Source organism: Chondrinema litorale, assembly GCF_026250525.1.
Lineage (GTDB): Bacteria > Bacteroidota > Bacteroidia > Cytophagales > Flammeovirgaceae > Chondrinema > Chondrinema litorale.
Window position 1 is genome coordinate 352,549 of sequence record NZ_CP111045.1, and the last position, 19,564, is coordinate 372,112.

The window sequence follows — 19,564 nt, forward strand, 5'->3', positions numbered from 1 at the left end:
TAGTTATTTATTTTTTGAATAAACTTTGTGAAAACTCTACAAGGTAATCGCGCCAGTTTTCCCAAGTATGTCCACCCTCAGTTAATTTATAAGCGTATTTCATATCAATGGCATCTAGGTCTTTGCGATATTTCTGAATACCATCTAACAACATTTGCATATCATTTTTACCAACAGCAATCCAATACAATTTATAACCATTATCTAATTGAGCTTTTAGTTTCTCATCAATATTTTGATAAGCTACTGAGATTTTAGGTTGATTGTTATTTACGTTGATAGCAGGTGAGAATAAACCAACATAATCGAAAGTATTGGGGTAATTCATAGAAATATAAGCTGTATGATAACCACCCATAGACAAACCAGCAATTGCACGGCCTTCTTTTTTCTCTACAGTGCGATAATTACTTTCTACAAATTTTATAATATCTATAAAGGTTTCTTCAAACTTGCCATCCATCGTATGAGGTAACATAAAAGTTGGTCTTTTAAAACCATCGCTAGCTTCTCCCGGTGCTGCTTGTTGAGAAACATTCCCATTTGGCATTACCATAATCATAGGCTCTACCTTACCCTGTGCAATTAAGTTATCCATAATTTGCTTAGCGCGACCAGATCCAAGCCATGCTTCTTCGTCTCCACCAATGCCATGTAACAGATACAATACTGGATAATTTTCTTCACTGTTTTCGTATCCTGCTGGTGTATAAACAGCTAATCTTCTTTTTTTGTCGTTACCCGGAGAATCGTACCATCTATAAGCAACTGTACCATGAGGCACATCATTTATCTTGTAGTTATCTGCTTTGCCTCCTTCTATTAAAAATATATTGGATAAAGTAGCTACATCGCGAATGGCAAAAGCATTACTAGGATCGGTAGTACGAACACCATTTACAGAAAAAGAATATCTATAAAGTTCTGGCTGTAATGCTTCGGTTGTGTAAGTCCATACGCCACTATCACCTTTATGCATTTCTTCTGATGGAGATTCAAAACCTTTACTCGGCATCCAACTACCAGAAATTGTAACTTTGCTTGCTTCTGGCCCTTTCAGTCGAAAAGTAACTGTATTATCTTTATTAATTTCGGGAGAAACTATCTCAGTTCTATTAAAGATATTTTGCTGTGCTATTAACGAGAAAGAAGTTAATGCCAGCAATATGGTTGTGAGTGCTGTTTTCATTGTTAGATAATTTATATTCATTATTTATTTAGTTATCAGTTTTTACTCCAAAAACAATTGGGTTTAAATCGATTAGCTCAAGCGATTTTACCATTTCTAAAGTACCCGTCTTATACTTTTGGAAATGAGCCGATTCAATATGTGCTTGATAGGCAGAATCATTTTCATATATTTCGAGTATGGTAATTTTAGATGGCTCAGATTCATTTTGAAGGGCATACATTGTTAAAACACCGGGCTCTTTGGCTATTGCTGTTTCAATTCCTTCTTTTAGATAAGTTTCGTAATCATTAAGCTGAGCCTGTTTTATCTCCAATTTGGCAAAGCGAATTACCATATCACTATGTTGTTCAAAGTTTTTTAAAGTGGCAATTGGGTTATTGATTCCTAATGAAGCATTGCAACCACTAATTAACATGGTAATGCAGGTAAAAGTTATAATTATCTGGCTTATTATGCTGATTTTAAAATGATTAATTGATCTGAGTTTTTCCATAGTTTCTGTTAAATCAATGCTTAGCTTTTTAGTAGTTCTATTTGCCTTTTTGTAGATTTCATATTTTACAGTTTAGGATTAAACCAATAGTTCAATTTTAAATTGATAGATCTAAATTTTGGGCCGAAGCCGACAGGAAAATAGTTATCATTATATACCAAAAACAAGTCTGACAGTGGTGCAAATCGCCATTGTACTCTTGAATTTATTCCAAGATTGTCGCGTTGATTACTATATTGAATGGTGGTTGTCCAAAAGATAGATTTTGTAAAGGTTACTTCTGCCCTAGGAGTAAGCAACCAAAAGTCTGCATCGAGTATTTCTCCGGGTAATCTAATTCTATCGTATTGAGCATTTACACTAAAATTGGCATAAGGCTGTAAACGATAGCCAAGTGTAACACCATAAGAATAAGAATTGCCATTAAAAAATTGCCCCAGCGTAGTTGTAAAACCATAGGTAAAAGGTTTGGTTACATTTGAGGTATAAGTAGCTGTTAGCTGCTTAAAATCATACCCAGTGTTTCCTAAAATGGCATCTCCTTCTTTTCCTGTAGGATTAAAATCATTAGTTAGGTAAATATACTGATCGAGGTATTGCATTTCGAGACTTGACTGGTCTCTAAACTCTATGGTATATTCTGGCCGCCAAAGTTGATCTGTTTTCTTAAAATCGAAACTAGGCCGCCAAAAAGTTAGAGAGATCAACCTCAATACATGTTTATTTACGATGCCTCCTTTTGGATAAAATGTTCTACCAATCCCCATTCCATACTTTACAATGTCTTTGCGGGGAATAAAACCTAAATCTGATTGAAAATCTTGATCTATATGAACGATATCTGCGGAGAAGTACCAATACCTATCGTTATAAGCGGCCGTAGCTTGTGAAGATAAATTACCTCTACTGTCATCTGGTTGTATAGATTGATGCACATAAAATTTACCTGTCCAATTGTTGTTTTTTGATGCCAGATTATAATCTACACCATAAACCCGATTATACTTTTCGGCAGAAGAAACAAAATCGTAATCTTCAAATGTTTGCCTATTAATAAAAAAAGCGCCAATACTCGATCTTGCAGATACTTTTCGTTGGATTGCCAGCATCATGTTGTTGTTAGAAGCAATCTCATTTTCAATATCTTCATCAGTTTGGATATTAAGAAACCCCAATCGCCAATTCTGATTCAGTTTACCGCTTAATCGCGCGCCACCAATAATTCTATTTTGAATTAAATTACCAGTGGTATCTCTTGCCAAACCAATTCTTCTAGAAAAAAATGGAGAAGCATCATTATAAATACTGCCATACAAACCAAAGAGATCGCTATTATCAATAAAAAACTGTCGCCTTTCTGGAAGTTGAATTTCGAATCGGGTTAAATTTGTAAAAATTTCATCCACTTCTACATTCGAAAAATCGGGGTTAATGGTAATATCTAGATTCATACCATTACCAATGGCTACTTTCGCATCCCCTCCTACTTTAAACTCTACACTCGATTCTTCGCTAATTGAGTTGTTTTGCACCAGTGTATTTACATAAGGTATTAAGGCTAGTGGAGTTCTAGATTTACCAAGTGGTTTTTCAAAATGGAGTGTTCCCATAAAAGCCAAGCTAGAAAGTAATTGATTTTGCGGAACACGCGCCCAAGCGCTGTGTTCTTGACTTTGGTAATCGAATCTATAAGCTTGAAACCGCCAACTTTGAGAGCCTTCGGGAAATTTCATAGAGGTAAATGGAATAACCAATTCTGCAATATAGTGGTCATCATATCTTTTAACTTCAGCGCGCCATTTCATATCCCAAGCAGGGTTTAGACCACGGGCAGAACCACCTTCCGAAATTAATAATTCTCGTTGTACACCAAAGGGTGTAATTCCAAAAAGAAATGCATTAGCTCCGTCGCTAAATGTATCGAAAAGCACAGAAATATTGTCGTTACTGGCTCCGCTAAAATCTCTTTTGAGACTAGATGCCACATATTTTTCACCAACTGATTCGGCATAAATACCAATATAAATGGCATCGTCATTATAAAGAATTTTGATTTCGGTATTAGTTTTTGCTCTTATAGAATCTGTGGGGAAATATTGCCAGAAGTTAGACACTGTATTTGCTTCGTACCAAGCTGTCTCATTCAAAACACCATCAATTAAGATTTCTCTATCCAGATAATTTACATTCAATACGCCTGTATTTTCCTGTGCCATACTCCAAAAAGAATTGAGAGTAATTGCCAGAAGCAAATAGTAGCTTTTCATTTTCATACTTTCATATTTATTAATCTAGTAAGATCAAAGTTCGTAGAAAGTATGATTATTTAATTACATGGAACAATCCAATACTTGCAAAAATCAAACTCGGCTCCTGCTATTAGCATTCCGATATTTTAATGGGTTCAATTCCATGTGTTTCTTAAAAAAATTATTAAAATGAGGCGCTTCTTTAAAACCTAATGCATAGGCAATTTCAGCAACATTCCAATTCGTATGTTTCAACAGTATTTTTGATTCTTTTACAATGCGTTCGGCAATTACTTCTGAAGTAGTTTTACTGGTTGTTAGTTTTACCGCTCGATTTAATGTGTTTACATGAACATTAAGTTTTTCGGCAAATTCTGAAGGTGACTTTAAATTGATAGAAGTGTGGCTGTCATCTATAGGAAATTGCCTTTCTAACAATTCCATAAAAAGCTTAGAAATACGATAAGAGCCATTTATTGAATCATTGTAAATAGAAGTTGAAGGTTCTAATTTTAAACCATAATGGATCAAATCTAAAATTCTATTTCGAATAACATCAAACTTATATTTGTAACCAGAATTGAATTCCGTTTCCATCTTATCGAATATTTCCTGAATCTCGCTGGTTTGCGCATCTGTTAATTCAAATATATGATTACCAGTAGGTTGAAATAACTCATAATCTCCAAACTGACTATATTGCTGAAAGAATTGTGGATTAAAAATACAATAGACGCCGTCAAACATCTTGTCTAGTTGTTCCCATTTATATGGAATTAATGGATTAGAAAATGCTAGAGCCTGCTTTTCTATTTTATATACTTTATCTGCAAAATGTACTTGGCTTCTTCCTATTAATAACATCACTTTATAAAAATCCCTTCTTCTATAAGGTACAGATGTAACTTTACCTTCTCTGAATGGTGCTATATGAAATATATTAAAGTGACCAACATTTTTACCCAAACTTTCTGGCAACAATTTAAACTTACGATGATAAAATTCTTCTATCGATTCTGCGGAATCCATTGGCTGATTAACTAATTCATTAAAAAAACATTTCCATATTATATGCATCCTTAGTTCTTTTAAAGATTAACCTGAACAAAGGAGCAAATTAAAATAAGTATTTACTAACAAAAATCAAACTGATAATTGCAAAATACAAACGTCAACCTATTTGGTATTTCTTTTAAATGAATTATAAACATCCTCTAAATCTATGTACTATTTAATCTTGAAATAGCAATGGTGCAAACTCTAATAAATTATGGCGCCAAGTAATAAAAGTATGCCCAGCATCATAAGTATTGGTTTGATATTTTATCTCATATTTATCAAAGATTTTCTTTACAGCTTCTCCATTTTCGTAAGCAATATCACTTTTACCACCCATGGCAATCCAAAATAGTTTGAATTTATTGATTTCAGGATTTTTTAAAACCTCTTCATAATTGTTTACTAAATCTTTTCGCTGTTGTTCAAAAAAGCCAGTACTCAAGGGTAATACATAACCGAACTTTTCAGGAGTAAATAATGCAACGTTTAATGCCTGTAAACCACCCATAGACAATCCTGCAAAAGCAGTACTGTAACGGTCTTTTTTTACTTGATATTTATCGTGGACTAGCGGAATAATTTCATCAAACAATTGTGTGTAATAGGGATCTTCTTTTACTCCTAAACCAGCATAGAAGTCTTCTCCGGGGTGTCCCATTGGCATAACAATAACCATTGGTTCAGCAGCCTTTTTAGCATAAAGGTTATCCATTATAAAGTTAGCCCTACCTATTGTTGCCCATGAAGCATCGTTGTCTCCGCCACCATGTTGTAATATTAATACAGGTAGTTCTTTTGTCACTTTCTCGTAGCCAGGAGGAGTATATACATGAAATCGCGTCATTTTATCGGTTACTGATGAGTGAAACCACAATTCCTCTAGCTTACCATGCGGTACATTTAAATTCTGGCAATATTCAGATGATTCTCCCTCCATTACAAAATAATTATCGTGGCTGTTTTCACTTTCTTTTAAAAGAGTGTTGCGGGGATCTAATGTTTTAACATCATCAACTATAAATGAATATGTGTAAGCATCAGCAGGAAGTACCTCGCTCGTAAAAGTCCAAACTCCATTATCTGCTTTACTCATCTCTTTTTGTCGGCCAAATACGCTACCTGAAAGGCTTAAAAAATCTCCATCAATAGTAACTTTGGATGCTTTGGGAGCATAAATGCTAAACATTACTTTGCCATTAGTTAATACCCGAACCGATTGTAATGTATCATTTGGGGTGGGTTTTGGTCTGGGTGGTTGCCCATAAGTATAGCTAACAACAAATAGTAAAATCGCTAAGGATAAAAATCTAATTGTGATGGTAATTTTTAAGGGTTTCATTTTCTATAAGCTTAAAAAAGTAAATAATTTTATCTGAGGTAGTTTTGTTATTAATAAGCATAGGGCATTGATATTTCAATGCCCTGTAGTAATGTTTCTAAGTTGCAGTTATTTATCAAAATATAAAAGCTTATAACCATCCACCATTATCAATTTGTAATATCTGGCCAGTGGTTTTTTTAGAAACATCACTAGCAAAATACAAGGCTGCATATGCCATATCTATCGGGTCTGCTTCATCAACATCAAGATTTACATATCTTTGAGTTACTTTCATCATCTCTTCGCCACCTTCTTGCTCTCCGTTTTTCCATGCCTTAGAAGCATCTGTAACAGTAACCCCTGGAGCTATAGTATTGATTCGAATACCACTACCGGCAAAACGCATAGCAAGATGTTTGGTCATAGTATTTAAAGCTCCTTTACTGGTAGTGTATGAGATACCATTAACTGGCTTATTCCCATTAACAGATGAAATGTTGATAATAACACCTTTATTTTTTGGTAAAAAGTGTTGTATAGCTTCTCTACTATATCTAAAAACTCCAAATAGATTTACCTGTAAGGTATTTTCAAAATGTTCGTCAGTAGTTTCTTCGATACTTGCCATTTCACCAAATCCGGCATTATTTACCAAAATATCTACCTGACCAAATGCTGCTATGGTTTTATTAAACACTTCTTTTGGCGATTTAGGGTCTCCGACATCAGCTACAACTCCAATAGCTGAATAACCTTTAGACGTAATTCCTTTTACTGTTTCGTTTAATTCGTCTTCTTTTCTTGCAGTTAATACTACAGAAGCACCTGCCTCTGCAAATAACTCGGCAATAGCTTTACCTATCCCTTTACTTGCACCTGTTATTATTGCGGTTTTACCTTCTAATGAATTTTTCATGTTAATTTTTTTTAAAGCAGTTATAATCATTTAAGAAAATGACCTGCTTGATTAATTTATATAGTTTAGTTTGAAGTGAGCCAAAATTTTGGCTTGTATAACAAGTAGCACTACAACTCTAAATGTACAGAGTTATAGCCACCCACTTGTTTATATTTTGATTGAAAACTTTTGATTATTTAGCAAATACTGGGAAGTTGCTGTGTTCTCCGTAATCCTTAATTTCTTCCATGTTATTTAAGCTTTCCATATCCTCATCAGAAATCACAAAATCTACCTCAGCATTAGATTTCATATGGTCTGGATTAGCTGTTTTAGGCAATGGAAGTAAACCTAATTGCAAATCGTAGCGAATAGCTAATTGAGGTATAGAAACATTATATTTCTTAGCAATTGCTGCTACTTTATCATTTTTAAATAACTCACCGTGGCCTATTGGAGAAAATGCTTCGATCAATATATCATTAGATTTTGCATATTCGATCATCTCAGTTGGCACATTGCTAATGTGAGCAAGAACTTGGTTAACTGCTGGCTGTACTTTAGCATTACCCAGTATGTTATCTAAATCTTCTTTTATAAAGTTAGATACACCAATGGCTTTTATCTTTCCTGCTTCATAGGCTTCTTCTAAGGCTTTCCATGCTTCTAGATTACCTTTAAAATACCTGTCTTCTTCTTCGAATTTGGCCCATGGTTTAGGACTGTGAATAATCATTAAATCGATGTAATCTAAACCTAGCTTCTCTAAAGAACCATTGATGGCTTTTTTAGCTTCTTCATAAGACTTAGCTTCAGCAGCTAGCTTGGTTGTTACAAAAATTTCTTCTCTGTTTACACCAGATTCTTTAATCCCTTTACCAACTCCACGCTCGTTTTGATAGGCTTGTGCTGTATCTATATGTCTATAACCGATTTTGATAGCGTCTTTAACTGCATCTACTGAAGCAGCATCTTCAATCATCCAAGTACCATATCCTAGTTTAGGGATTTCTACTCCGTTATTTAGCTTATATTTTTCTTGTAAAATCATAGTTTAATTGGTTATTAAAAAAATTACTAAACCTTTTTCAGGCTTATTTATATTGAGTTTCTATTAAAGTTTATACTGTTCGTCAGTCACTGGTTCCATCCATTCTACAATGCCATTCTCAATGTTAGGTAAAATGTACATTTGCTGTAAGCCTTTGTCTGGACTTGCTCCATGCCAGTGTCTGGTGTTTGGTGGACACTTTACTACATCACCTTTTTTCATTACTTGAATTGGTTCCCCTTCTATCTGGTGATAACCTACGCCATCTGTAATCACTAAAATTTGACCTGCCGGATGTGTATGCCAATTACTTCTTGCACCAGGTTCAAAATAAACATTTCCTACAATAGTAGTAAGTGTGCTATCCATTAAAAGTCCATAGTTGTAGGCATTGCCAGTAAAGTTTTTCTCTGCACCTTTATTACCTTTAGGAAAAATGAATTCTATTTCATCATCGCTGGTAGATCCTTCTGTAACATCATTTCTTTGTTGGCTACACGAAGTTATTGCTAGAGATAAACCAAGTAGTATTGCTAGGGTATTTTTTTGTATTAGTTTCATTGTTATCATTTTTTGCAAAAATTTCATATTTAGATTTGAGTATTCTTATAAATGTCAATCTGTATTTAGTAATGATTACTTTTCTTGAGTAACTTACTATATATTAAACCAAGAGGATTTATCTTGGTTTTATGAAAATCAAACCAATAATTATAAAAATCAAACTTAAAGGTTCATTCTACTTTAGAACTGTCTAATAATTATCAAAAACTTCCAATTAATGGGTTATACCTTTATTAATTTAAATGATGATATTATTAGAAGCTTATTCTTGTTTTTGATCTAAATGCTTAGCTAAGTGATTACCTAGAATCCATTCTTTTAAGCATAACTTATTTCGAAAATTGTAACTGGGAATAGACCTCTCAGATGTCATGGCATAGTTTACAAAAGCTACGAAAATCACTCCTCCCATAATGTTACCTAAAACAACTGGTATAAAAAAGTCTATAAATACAGTAAGCAAACTGGCTGATCCTACATAAACAAGGTAAAAAATTTCAAAAGCTCCAACTACACAATGAAACAATTCTCCGGCTGGAATTAAGATCATTACAATATAGATAATTAGAAGTCTAGATATCGTATCTCTTGCAGCATGAACTAACCAAACCATAGTAGCTACTAACCCCCCCGCTACAGCTGCTTTATAGAACAATGTGATTTTTGAAAAACTAAGAGCATGTTCTCCTATTTTGGAGGCTGTTTCTGCAGCTTCTGAGCTAAAAACCCCGGTATTAGCAAACAAAAGAGCACCAATTGCTGCTCCACTTACATTGGCAAACAAAACGATACTCCAAAGACGAAGCAAACTTGGAATGCTTGCAAGCCTAGTTAAAACTAATGTAACTGGTGTTAATGTATTTTCTGTAAATAACTGATAGCCTCCCAAAACAATGGCAATAAAACCAATAGGATAAAGTAGATTACCCAACCCGACAGAATCTTGTGGGTAAGCAGTAGTTAATACAACTCGACCAAAAAAGCTTGCGCCAATGATTAACCCGGCAGCCAATCCACTAAAAAACAGCAATTTTACATTGCGATCTATTTCTTCATCGGCACTGGCCATTACTCTTTGAAAAATTTCATCAGACGAGAATCGATCTCTAACAGCTTGCCCTGCTGCTGGTGCTCCTCGCTGGGATTGATCTATCGTTTTTCGGATTTTTTGATTTTGCTTATCCAGTGATTCTAATATATCTGTAAAATCTCCTGTTTCTGCCACTTTTTCTAAAATCTCCTCATATTCTAGAGCACCACTATATTCTTCGTCATTTATAAAAATTGTTGGTGTGCCCGAAACGTCTTGAGATTTGCCTTTTTGTATATCTTCTTCAACTAAATCTTTATAAACTCCCTCTTTAATTTCTTTAATAAACCGTTCAACATCAAGACCTATTTCAGTAGCGTACTTTTCTAGGTCTTCTAATGTTAATGCATTTTGTGATTCGTATAAACGATCGTGCAAAAGCCAAAATTTTTCATCACCTTGTGCGGCAGCGGCTTCCGCAGCTTCTGCTGCCTTAAAAGAATTAGGATGTTGATCTACCAAAGGAAAATGCCTAAATACTAACTTGAGTCTATCTCCCATTTTATTTTGTATTCTCCTTAGTACTGGAAATACATCTTGGCAAGAAGGACATTCGAAATCACCATATTCTTCAATTGTAACAACAGCATCTTTTGCCCCTCTAACATGATCTTTTAGATCATTAGTAAAATATCGAATGTCGCTCATTTATTAAGGTTTAATATGTCTAATGAAAGATGCTATAGCTACAGAATATTTATTAAATAGTGTCTATCAACTTAACATGTAGCTCAATCACATTTAACTAAGGCTTTCTTTTTTGGCTTTTGAAATGTTGAAAAACAACTTCTATTACAACCATGCATAAGGTCAAAGGTTTATTGACCTACTTCTATCATTATTATAGATACCTCGATGGGTTACACTTTCAAAAAAGAATATGATAGTGGCAAACTCATTTTACATACTTTTTAAACATAAAGGCAATGAACTATTAAAGTCCATTGCCTTTACTTTAACTCAATTTATGTAATGAGATATAGCATTTAAAATTACTCGTAGCTACCCATGTTAAGTGGATGACCGCTAGAAGCATTTACACCACCATCTACTGGTAAGTTTACTCCCGATATAAATGCGGCTTCATCACTTGCTAAAAAGTAAATTGCCTTGGCAATATCTTCAGGTTCGGCGATTCTGTTTAGAGGAATACGGTCTAACACTTTGCTTACAGTTCTCTCGTTTTTCAGCATCTCTTTTGTGAGGAGGGTGTTTACAAATGTAGGACAAACTGCATTTACCCTCACACCAAACTCACCATAGTTTACTGCAAGTGATCTGGTAAGGTTAGTTACTCCACCTTTAACCGCATTGTAAATTGGGTGACCTGCTTCACCACCAAGTCCTGATAGAGAAGACACATTTACAATTGAACCTTTGGTTTTCTTAAGATGAGGAATAATCTCACGACTAGTAAAGTACACAGAGTTTAAATCCACACCAATTAAACGATTCCATTCATCGGTAGTAGTTTCGGTAAACTCACTTTCGCCGTAAACCCCTGCATTGTTAACCAACACATCAATTTGGCCATAATGCTCTAGTGTTTTACTTACAAGATTTTTGATTTCCTCTTCTTTAGAAACATCAGCAGCAACTAATAAATATTGATCTTTATCGTAGCCTTCTGCTATTGGCTCTACATTTTCTACTTTTAAATCACTTAAGACAACTTTAGCACCATTGTCTAAGAATTTTTTCGCAGCTGCAGCACCAATTCCGGCGCCTGCACCTGTTACTATTACAATTTTATTTTTTAAGCTCATTGTGTTGTTTATGTTATTAGTTAGTGTTATGTATTACTACATTGTATATCCGGGCTTTTTATAAAGAATATCTTTATTCGCCATTACTTTATTCGGATATACTTCGTCTTTCCACTCGTCTTTAGTAAAATCTTCTATGCTTAGAGAAAAAGCATCATCACCGTAATCCAAGATTTCTTTAGCTATTTTTACTATTTCTTCAGTGAGTTTTTGCTTTTGTTCTTCGCTCTTACCTTCGAGTAGGTTTATTTGAATATGTGGCATTTCTCTTATTTTTTGTATTGTTCGTCAGATACTTTTTCTAGCCAGTTTACTACATCACCGTCTACTTCTTCTTGAATAGCAATATGGCTCATTGCTTTTTCTGGTGATGCTCCATGCCAATGTTTTTCGTTTGGTGGAAACCATACCACATCTCCCGGACGAATTTCTTCGATAGGACCACCTTCTCTTTGTACCCATCCCAATCCAGATGTTACAATTAGTGTTTGTCCTGCAGGGTGTGTATGCCATGCTGTTCTTGCACCTGCGCTAAAAGTTACTAGAGAACCTGCTCCTTTTGTAGATTCTTTTTGAGAGAAAAGAGGGTCTAGTCTCACACTTCCTGTAAAATATTCTTCAGGTGGATTTACTGATGGTTGTTCGCCGTTCTTTATAATTTCCATGATTCTTGTTGTTTATTTTGTTAGTAATAAATGGAGGATATTATCTCCCCCATTTTTAAATATTATTTATTTGAGTTTATATCAGAATTTTCAAAGAGGGCATAATATGCCAATGATGATTTTTATAAATCAAATTATTATAGGATTCGAACTAATAGATATCGATTTTAAACGAATTGCTTAACAGCCCTTTCTATTTCTAAAGGTCCTTCGCTCATTTCGAGAATTTTACCATAGGTATCTGCATTTGGTAAAATGTTTATGATTGTTTCAGCAACTGCCTCTCTCGAAATTTTATCGTTTAATAAGTTAGGATCGGATTGTAACATGATCTTGCCTGCTTCTGCATCTTCTGTTAATAACACAGGCCTTAAAATCGTATAATTTAAACCACTTCTAATAAGCTCTTTATCTGCTAAGTGTTTTGCGATGTAGTAAGGCTTCATTCCGTCTTTCCAGTAAGATGGTTGATCCGAAAATGCTGCACCAACCATAATAAATCTGTCAGTACCACTTATTGTCGCAGCATTAATTACTTTTATTGCTCCGTATAAGTCTATTTCTATAGTCTTATCATAACCGGTAGAACCACCTGAACCTGCGCAAAATACTACTGCATCAAATCCTTTAATAGCTTCTGCAATTATCTCTTCGCTACTCTCAAGACTTGCAACTATTACTGGCACTTGTATAGAAGTGAAATAAGCTTTTTGTTCCTCTTTGCGAATAAATGCAGTTGGCTCATAATTATCAGAATCTGCCATTTGCTTTAATACACGTTTCCCTACTTTACCGTTTGCTCCAATTATTATTACCTTCATTTTTCTCTCTTGTCTATTTTCGTTAAGGTTTAAATCAATGATGAATCTTTGACTAAAATGTTTTACAAATAACTATCATCATTGTTTGTTTGTGTAACTTTTAATTAGTGTTACTATTCGTAATTAATGTATTATATAAACATGAGAGCCTTGAGATGGTTTTTATAAAAATCAAACCAATAGTTATAAAAATCAAACTTTATTAATTATACTAATTATTTATTGGTAGCAGCCAAAATTAAAAAAAAGATGGGTTGAGCTATTTTTAAAATAGCTGGAGAAGTGAGGTGTGGATACAAAAATATAAGATTTTAAGATTCTAAAAAAGGAATGATATAATCATTGTAATAATCAATTTTATCATTCCTTTATCTTTCAAGACTTGATTACTCTATCAAATCTTTAATTCGTTTTTGCCACTCTTTAAATCATATGTTTGCTCTTTCCAGACAAATGTTCCACTAATACCTTCTGGTAAGGTAATTTCAGCCTTTAAATTTTTGCCACTGTTATTATATTTTACTGCAATTATTCCTGCCGAATGGGGCATTTCTCCACTTATGTTTTTCAAATCTCCCAAGTGCGGTTCTATTTTAACTGATTTGAAATTTGGCGCATCACTTTCTATTCCCAGAATAACTCTGAAAAACTCAATATTTGGACTAGCTCCCCAAGCATGGCAATCTGAGCGCGTTGTTTCTACTTGAGAAGTTTCACCCCAAGTTGTAAGACCTAACTCGATGTTTTTTCGCCAAATGTCTAACCAACTTAGGTAATCATCTCCTAAACCGGCTTCGGTTAGTGCCAAATGCAAGTAGTATTTAAAGTAAATTGATGCTGGAGCTAAGGTTGTGTCTGAAACCATTATTTCACCAATTTTTTTAGCTTCTTCTCCTTTCGTTAAACCCGCTAAAATGGCCAATGAGTTTGCATGTTGAGAGTACACATTTTTCTCTGGAGTATCTGCAAACAATGTTTTAGAGCTATCCCAATATTTACTTTTGATGGTTTCGCAAAGTTGATTCGCATAAGAACTATATAAGGTTGCGAACTCTTTGCTTCCAGCATTTTTTTCTAGTTCTACAGCAGATTGTAAAGCCAATAACATTTGTAAATCTAATAATGCAGAAGAACCATCTTCGCTAGTTGGTGCAGTGCCAAAGCGCCATTGTGGTACCCAATCGGTAAAATTCCAACCGGGAACATTTTTTAGGGAACCGTCTGTATCCAGATAATTAATAAAGTAGTTGAGTATCTGGCGAGAACCTAACAATTTATTTTTTATAAAGTCTGGATCTGTGCCATACATCATATAATCATACAACATGCTGATGTACCACAATGAATAAGTAGGGATTGCTTGATTTTGTGTATCTGGATATCTACTCAAAGTAAAACCATCTGGTTTTCTGGAATAATCCATTAAGTTCAAGGCATTTTTGGCAAGTCTATCATCTCCACTGTTGTAGAATGAAACAAAATGTTGGATTCTGGTATCGCCAATGTACTGTAGCCTTTCATAGAATGGACAATCCATATAAGTGTCAACTGCGCAAAGTCTTGCTGTGTGCCAGCCAATTTCGAACATATTATTCAACTCTTCTTTTCCTGCATCTATTTTTGCTTTCAATTCAAAAGGGTAGCCTGTAAATGTGCCATAGACATCTTCAATAACCAGCGGATTTTCCTTTGTTTCTATCTTCAATTCTACATAGCGATAGGTTCTATAAGAAAGAGAGGTAAAAACCTGATTAATAGAACCATCTGAAACTAGGCTGTCTTTTCTGCCCAGAATTGTTTTACCATCAATTAAATCTCTGTTTCCCTTTTCGCCATTATTATCGAATAATGCTTCGGCATATGTAATGGTAATATCACTATTTTCTCCCCCACTAAACATCAGCGTAAAGTAGGCATTTGTAAGTGCAGTTTGATCTAATAAAATTTTCGCAGTAGTAGATTTAGGAATAGTAACGGCCACTTTTTCAGTAGGAAAGTTATCAGGAACAGTTACTCCTTCTGATTTTCTGGTTGCGGATAAACGCTGTTTGGTTAATTCCATTTGAGGAAGAATAGAGCGTGTTAATTGCCAGCCATCTCTTTGGCGAAAGCCAAAGCCACTCGTTACTTCTTCAAAGACAGGTTTTGCACTATTCCATGAGCTATCATCAAAGGCTTGTGTTTCCCAACCTTTAATTTGATGATGCATATCAATAAGATCTCCGGCTCCTGCTGCATAATAGCCTCTAATTTTCTGAGCTAAAGGTGTATAGCTTTTATCTTGGGCACATTTCCAAGATTCGTTGGTGTTAACTATTTCAGTATTTTCTGTAGCTCCTTGCATAATCAATCCTGTTTTCCAAGAGAATTGAGCCACTGGTTTAAGTTTGCCTTCATTCCAAACTTTTACTGCAATTATATTCTGACCAGTTTGTAGAAAAGAAGCCAGATCAACTGTTTCATAATTCCAATTTTCAAGGTCTCCCAAACTCGGCCCCACTGATACCAGTTTTTCATTTACATAGAGTTTGTATCGATTATCTGCCGTGATATAAACCTCAAAATTTTCTGGGACATCATTTAAAGAAATCGTCTTTCTAAAGATATATAAGCCTGCTGAACTACCATCGATTTCTGGAACAGTTACCCATTTTGCTTTCCATTTTTGCTCTGGTCGAGGTGCACCAAATTGTGCAAAAGAAACGTAACTCGATACGATCAGTAATACAGTTAAGATGGTTTTCATAGTAGTTAAATTATCTTTTTGAAGTGTGTTTAAAGTTTTTGAATGAATATTTATTGAAGCCTTCCAATTGATCTCCACATCTCTAATTCAGTATGAAATCTATCATAAATCACTTCACAATTCTCATCTATACGCATGGTGGCTCTGTCTTCCAGATTAAAAGCTGGCCATTCGGGTACGTCTTTGGCTGCTGGTTTACCCGTTTTTGCAAAAGTGGCCCATAATTCTGCCATTTTACGAGATGCCTCATATTTCTCAGGACGTTTACCACCAAAACTCATACGTGGTGGTTCTCCATCTTTAGGGGGAACTTCATTATTAAACTTGAATGAAATATCCATGGCATGAGGAGTGCCCATCGGGTAATCAGTACCGGGTATTTTCATTTCCGATTTATAGCCGAAATTATAGAGGTAAACCGGAGCTCCGTTTTGCATTGCTTTTTTTTCTGCTATTTCAATTGAGCCCAATCCCATCATTACGATAGATTGCACTGCTACAAAAATATCAGTTGCAGACGCTTCTGGCCTCGCTTTTTTGTATGCTGCAATTACCTCAGAAGTATTTTCTCCAAATTGTGGTTCTAGTTTTGTCGCCAAGCCTTCAAAATCAAGGTTAAAAGAACTTGTATCTTTGCGCTCCCAAGCGAAGAAGGTATATTCATCTTCGTTCCAACCTACCATAAGTGGTTTTTCTTTAGATATTTTTGGCGCTGTAGGATCAAAAGGATGATTCAAAAGTGCGACACTATCTACCACCGGACCAAAACCACCCGCTTTAGGTTCTGTAATTCCACCTGTTTTTGTTTTTTCTTGATATGGTGGTGTAAATGGAATTTGAGATTGTACTTTGAGTAAATCTGCCGCAGGAACTTCTAATAACTTCTTCCAATTATTTGGAGAAATACCTAGCTCTTTGAGTACTAACAAAGTGGTTTGATTGGCCATTTCTTTGGATAGCATGCGTACTCCCGGTCCACTTTCGATAGAAGCTTTATTAAAATAAGGAGCAGCTTCTGGCATCGCATACAAACAAGAAGTTTTTGCACCTCCACCCGATTCTCCAAAAATCATCACATTATCGGGATCACCTCCAAACTCAGCAATATTTTCATGTACCCATTTTAAACCGGCTGTAATATCCAATACTCCCATATTTCCTGAACCTGCATATTCCTCTCCTGCTATTTCATCCAAATACAAGAATCCTAATAAGCCCAATCGATGGTTGGTTTCTACCACTACCACATCAAAATTTCTAGCGAGATTGGAGCCATCTTGGCCGGGCGATGCACCAGAACCAATTACAAAACCACCTCCGTGGCTGTAAAACATTACCGGTCTTTTCTTATTATCGTTGGCCGGTGTCCATACATTTAAGAAGAGACAATCCTCTGCGGGATCGGGCTCATTTCTTCGGGGAGATTGAATTGCCGGTGCACCAAATTGCAAGGCATCCCTGACACCTTTCCAAGCTTTCAAAGGTGCCGGTCTGCGGAATCTTTGCTCACCAGAAACACTACCAGCATATGGAATCCCTTTAAAAAGATTTACTCCTTCTTCCGTGATTCCTCGCACTTTGCCATAGCTTGTTTTTGCTTCTACAAAATTATTTACATAGCATAGAGCAGATGTACTTTTTCCAAATCCGAAATTTGGTAGTAAAAATGCTGATGTAGTTATTAAAGAGGTTTTTTTGATGAATTTCCGTCTTTCATCCTGCTTTAATTTTGAATTGATATGATCTTTTCTTCTACTCATAAATATAATCTTGAATGTTTTAAAATTCTATTAGCATTCCTGTAAGAGAACAGAGAGACTTTTACAGGATTAATTGATTTTAATCACAGAGCATCTGCCTGATAAAAATTTAAAAAGTAAAAGAATTTACTTTCTTATCACAGGTTGATTATCTACACTTGATCGATTTTTCAATAAGTTAGCAAATCAAGATACACACATCTTCTTTTTAGATAAAATCTACAGATCATGTGCATTATTTGCCGTGTTCAAATCTACATTTACTTAGCATAGTCTCAAAATAACTAGATAGTAATGAGTAATCAACCGATTACCCATTACTGTACAATTTATTTAACCTTATTCTAAAAATTCGGGTTTAGCAGAGCCTCAGAAGCCGGAAGCGGAAATGTAGTTCTAAAATCTGTAAAAGAAGATGGCACAGGATTAAACCCTTCGGGGAAATAATAATCTTGAGGATTCGCTTTTACATTTTCTCCATAACTAGAAATTACTTCTTGCACTTTTCCAGCTCTTACCAGATCTAGCCATCTTTTATTTTCGAAGGCTAACTCTACTCTTCTTTCATCTAAAATTAACTCTCTCAACTGACCTTGATCGCTTGCACTAATTGGTGATAATCCAGTTCTAGGATGACTATGCACCATATTTAAATATTCTAATGCTTCCGCTGTTTTGTTCTGCTCGTTTAAAGCTTCTGCTAACAATAACAACACTTCTGAATATCTATAAATTGGCCAGTTATCGTTGGTAATACCTGCTGTAGAATGCGGATTTAAATATTTCAATATGAATGGATACATATTTCCATTTGCCATTCCATAACCGATAGATGCATCTTCTCGCAAATCACCTTCTTTGTAAGCTGCTATTAAATCTGGAGTTGGTATATTAAATCCATCTTGGTTAAGTGCCTGCACATTTTCAGGGAAAACATTATAATTTCCCATAAGTGTAGACAATTCGTCTGCTGTAATCGGCTGAGGAAAAAACGAATACATAAAATTGCTAGCATATCCTTCTGTACCTTCTAGATACTGCACTTCAAAAACAGACTCTGTATGGTTTTTATTTGCCGGATCAAATATATCAGCATAATTAGCCAAGAGTGAATACTCATTTGAGTTTACCACTTCTTTTAATGCATTTTCTGCTAATGCATAGTCACCTAAAACCACATATACATTACCTAACAATGTATTTGCTGCGCCAGAAGTAGCTCTACCTGCTTGTTGGTTTGATTTAACAGGTAACAAAGCAGCAGCTTGACTAGCATCTTCAATAATTTGATCATATACTTCATCTACTGATGATAATGGTAAAGCCACATCATCAAAAGAAGTTGCCGGCGATATATGCAAAGGAATTTCTCCAAAATATTGAACGAGATCAAAATAACATAGTGCTCTTAAAAAATAGGCTTCTCCTTTAATTACATCTTTTGCAGCTGCATCAAACTCTACATCATCTATTCTCGAAATTACATCATTCGCTCTGGCAATCACCAAATAATTGGTTTGGTATCTGCCTGTAGGAGCAGCACTGGCAGGATCGTAAATAAAATCTGCAGTTTGTTCTTGATCTATACCTGCTCGATAATTTTGATTAAATATATATCTGGTATTGTCTGAGTGCATCTCTCCCATTATCCACGCACCTGTTGCAGAGTTTGGTCCACTTACATAAAGTGTTCTCAGTGGAGCATAAGCGCCATTTACTGCTTTTTCAAAATCACTTTGCGTTTTAAAAAATGTTGTTGCAGATAAATCTGTTTCTGATGGTATTTCTAAAAAGTCTTCGCAAGAACTCAATGCAAAAAGTGCGAATCCGGCTATTATAATAAAGTATTTCATATGTATTTTCATTTTTCAATAAACTAGACTTAAACT

General features: G+C 35.0%; 16 protein-coding genes. All 16 read right to left on the bottom strand.

From position 1 onward, the window contains the following. Positions 1 to 7: 7 nt before the first annotated feature. The 16 genes from OQ292_RS24320 to OQ292_RS24395 all read right to left on the bottom strand — a co-directional run bounded on the left by OQ292_RS24320 (position 8) and on the right by OQ292_RS24395 (position 19,528). Entirely contained in the window at positions 8 to 1,189 is a 1,182-nt protein-coding gene (locus OQ292_RS24320) for an esterase (RefSeq protein ID WP_284686585.1), read from the bottom strand. Positions 1,190 to 1,217: 28 nt separating this feature from the next. Continuing rightward, entirely contained in the window at positions 1,218 to 1,685 is a 468-nt protein-coding gene (locus OQ292_RS24325; RefSeq protein WP_284686586.1) for a putative quinol monooxygenase, read from the bottom strand. Between the two features lie 65 nt (positions 1,686 to 1,750). Beyond that, positions 1,751 to 3,958, bottom strand: coding sequence for a DUF5916 domain-containing protein (locus OQ292_RS24330; RefSeq protein ID WP_284686587.1), 2,208 nt, complete (start codon positions 3,956 to 3,958; stop codon positions 1,751 to 1,753). A gap of 87 nt (positions 3,959 to 4,045) precedes the next feature. Beyond that, entirely contained in the window at positions 4,046 to 4,963 is a 918-nt protein-coding gene (locus OQ292_RS24335; protein WP_284686588.1) for a helix-turn-helix domain-containing protein, read from the bottom strand. A gap of 202 nt (positions 4,964 to 5,165) precedes the next feature. Continuing rightward, positions 5,166 to 6,332 carry an esterase gene (locus OQ292_RS24340; protein WP_284686589.1) on the bottom strand — a complete coding sequence of 389 codons (1,167 nt, stop codon included), beginning with the start codon at positions 6,330 to 6,332 and terminating at the stop codon, positions 5,166 to 5,168. Positions 6,333 to 6,462: 130 nt separating this feature from the next. After that, positions 6,463 to 7,230 (bottom strand): SDR family NAD(P)-dependent oxidoreductase, encoded by a 768-nt coding sequence (locus OQ292_RS24345; RefSeq protein ID WP_284686590.1) that lies wholly within the window; start codon positions 7,228 to 7,230, stop codon positions 6,463 to 6,465. Between the two features lie 175 nt (positions 7,231 to 7,405). Further along, positions 7,406 to 8,263: an aldo/keto reductase gene (locus tag OQ292_RS24350; RefSeq protein ID WP_284686591.1), complete on the bottom strand. Its 858-nt coding sequence runs from the start codon at positions 8,261 to 8,263 to the stop codon at positions 7,406 to 7,408. Positions 8,264 to 8,326: 63 nt separating this feature from the next. Then, positions 8,327 to 8,824 carry a cupin domain-containing protein gene (locus OQ292_RS24355; protein WP_284686592.1) on the bottom strand — a complete coding sequence of 166 codons (498 nt, stop codon included), beginning with the start codon at positions 8,822 to 8,824 and terminating at the stop codon, positions 8,327 to 8,329. A 265-nt stretch (positions 8,825 to 9,089) separates the two neighbouring features. Further along, complete coding sequence (locus OQ292_RS24360; RefSeq protein WP_284686593.1) at positions 9,090 to 10,565, bottom strand: formate/nitrite transporter family protein; 1,476 nt, start codon at positions 10,563 to 10,565, stop codon at positions 9,090 to 9,092. Between the two features lie 344 nt (positions 10,566 to 10,909). Continuing rightward, positions 10,910 to 11,683, bottom strand: coding sequence for a meso-2,3-butanediol dehydrogenase (gene budC, locus OQ292_RS24365; protein WP_284686594.1), 774 nt, complete (start codon positions 11,681 to 11,683; stop codon positions 10,910 to 10,912). A 36-nt stretch (positions 11,684 to 11,719) separates the two neighbouring features. Further along, positions 11,720 to 11,947 (bottom strand): tautomerase family protein, encoded by a 228-nt coding sequence (locus tag OQ292_RS24370; RefSeq protein WP_284686595.1) that lies wholly within the window; start codon positions 11,945 to 11,947, stop codon positions 11,720 to 11,722. A 5-nt stretch (positions 11,948 to 11,952) separates the two neighbouring features. Then, positions 11,953 to 12,348 (bottom strand): (R)-mandelonitrile lyase, encoded by a 396-nt coding sequence (locus OQ292_RS24375; protein ID WP_284686596.1) that lies wholly within the window; start codon positions 12,346 to 12,348, stop codon positions 11,953 to 11,955. Positions 12,349 to 12,515: 167 nt separating this feature from the next. Continuing rightward, a complete protein-coding gene (locus OQ292_RS24380) occupies positions 12,516 to 13,169 on the bottom strand; it encodes an SDR family oxidoreductase (protein WP_284686597.1) in 654 nt (217 codons plus the stop codon). 394 nt (positions 13,170 to 13,563) lie between these two features. Beyond that, positions 13,564 to 15,915 (bottom strand): alpha-L-rhamnosidase-related protein, encoded by a 2,352-nt coding sequence (locus OQ292_RS24385; protein ID WP_284686598.1) that lies wholly within the window; start codon positions 15,913 to 15,915, stop codon positions 13,564 to 13,566. A 50-nt stretch (positions 15,916 to 15,965) separates the two neighbouring features. After that, entirely contained in the window at positions 15,966 to 17,675 is a 1,710-nt protein-coding gene (locus tag OQ292_RS24390; RefSeq protein WP_284686599.1) for a carboxylesterase/lipase family protein, read from the bottom strand. Positions 17,676 to 18,019: 344 nt separating this feature from the next. After that, positions 18,020 to 19,528, bottom strand: coding sequence for a RagB/SusD family nutrient uptake outer membrane protein (locus OQ292_RS24395; RefSeq protein ID WP_284686600.1), 1,509 nt, complete (start codon positions 19,526 to 19,528; stop codon positions 18,020 to 18,022). Positions 19,529 to 19,564: the final 36 nt, after the last annotated feature.

Excerpts from the sequence above, each read along its gene's own strand:
- OQ292_RS24390 (WP_284686599.1), bottom strand. The coding sequence starts at position 17,675 with ATGAGTAGAAGAAAAGATCATATCAATTCAAAATTAAAGCAGGATGAA.
- OQ292_RS24330 (WP_284686587.1), bottom strand. The coding sequence starts at position 3,958 with ATGAAAATGAAAAGCTACTATTTGCTTCTGGCAATTACTCTCAATTCT.
- OQ292_RS24335 (WP_284686588.1), bottom strand. The coding sequence starts at position 4,963 with ATGGATTCCGCAGAATCGATAGAAGAATTTTATCATCGTAAGTTTAAA.
- OQ292_RS24380 (WP_284686597.1), bottom strand. The coding sequence starts at position 13,169 with ATGAAGGTAATAATAATTGGAGCAAACGGTAAAGTAGGGAAACGTGTA.
- OQ292_RS24385 (WP_284686598.1), bottom strand. The coding sequence starts at position 15,915 with ATGAAAACCATCTTAACTGTATTACTGATCGTATCGAGTTACGTTTCT.
- OQ292_RS24345 (WP_284686590.1), bottom strand. The coding sequence starts at position 7,230 with ATGAAAAATTCATTAGAAGGTAAAACCGCAATAATAACAGGTGCAAGT.
- OQ292_RS24375 (WP_284686596.1), bottom strand. The coding sequence starts at position 12,348 with ATGGAAATTATAAAGAACGGCGAACAACCATCAGTAAATCCACCTGAA.
- OQ292_RS24360 (WP_284686593.1), bottom strand. The coding sequence starts at position 10,565 with ATGAGCGACATTCGATATTTTACTAATGATCTAAAAGATCATGTTAGA.
- OQ292_RS24355 (WP_284686592.1), bottom strand. The coding sequence starts at position 8,824 with ATGAAACTAATACAAAAAAATACCCTAGCAATACTACTTGGTTTATCT.
- OQ292_RS24340 (WP_284686589.1), bottom strand. The coding sequence starts at position 6,332 with ATGAAACCCTTAAAAATTACCATCACAATTAGATTTTTATCCTTAGCG.
- OQ292_RS24350 (WP_284686591.1), bottom strand. The coding sequence starts at position 8,263 with ATGATTTTACAAGAAAAATATAAGCTAAATAACGGAGTAGAAATCCCT.
- budC (WP_284686594.1), bottom strand. The coding sequence starts at position 11,683 with ATGAGCTTAAAAAATAAAATTGTAATAGTAACAGGTGCAGGCGCCGGA.
- OQ292_RS24370 (WP_284686595.1), bottom strand. The coding sequence starts at position 11,947 with ATGCCACATATTCAAATAAACCTACTCGAAGGTAAGAGCGAAGAACAA.
- OQ292_RS24395 (WP_284686600.1), bottom strand. The coding sequence starts at position 19,528 with ATGAAATACTTTATTATAATAGCCGGATTCGCACTTTTTGCATTGAGT.
- OQ292_RS24325 (WP_284686586.1), bottom strand. The coding sequence starts at position 1,685 with ATGGAAAAACTCAGATCAATTAATCATTTTAAAATCAGCATAATAAGC.
- OQ292_RS24320 (WP_284686585.1), bottom strand. The coding sequence starts at position 1,189 with ATGAAAACAGCACTCACAACCATATTGCTGGCATTAACTTCTTTCTCG.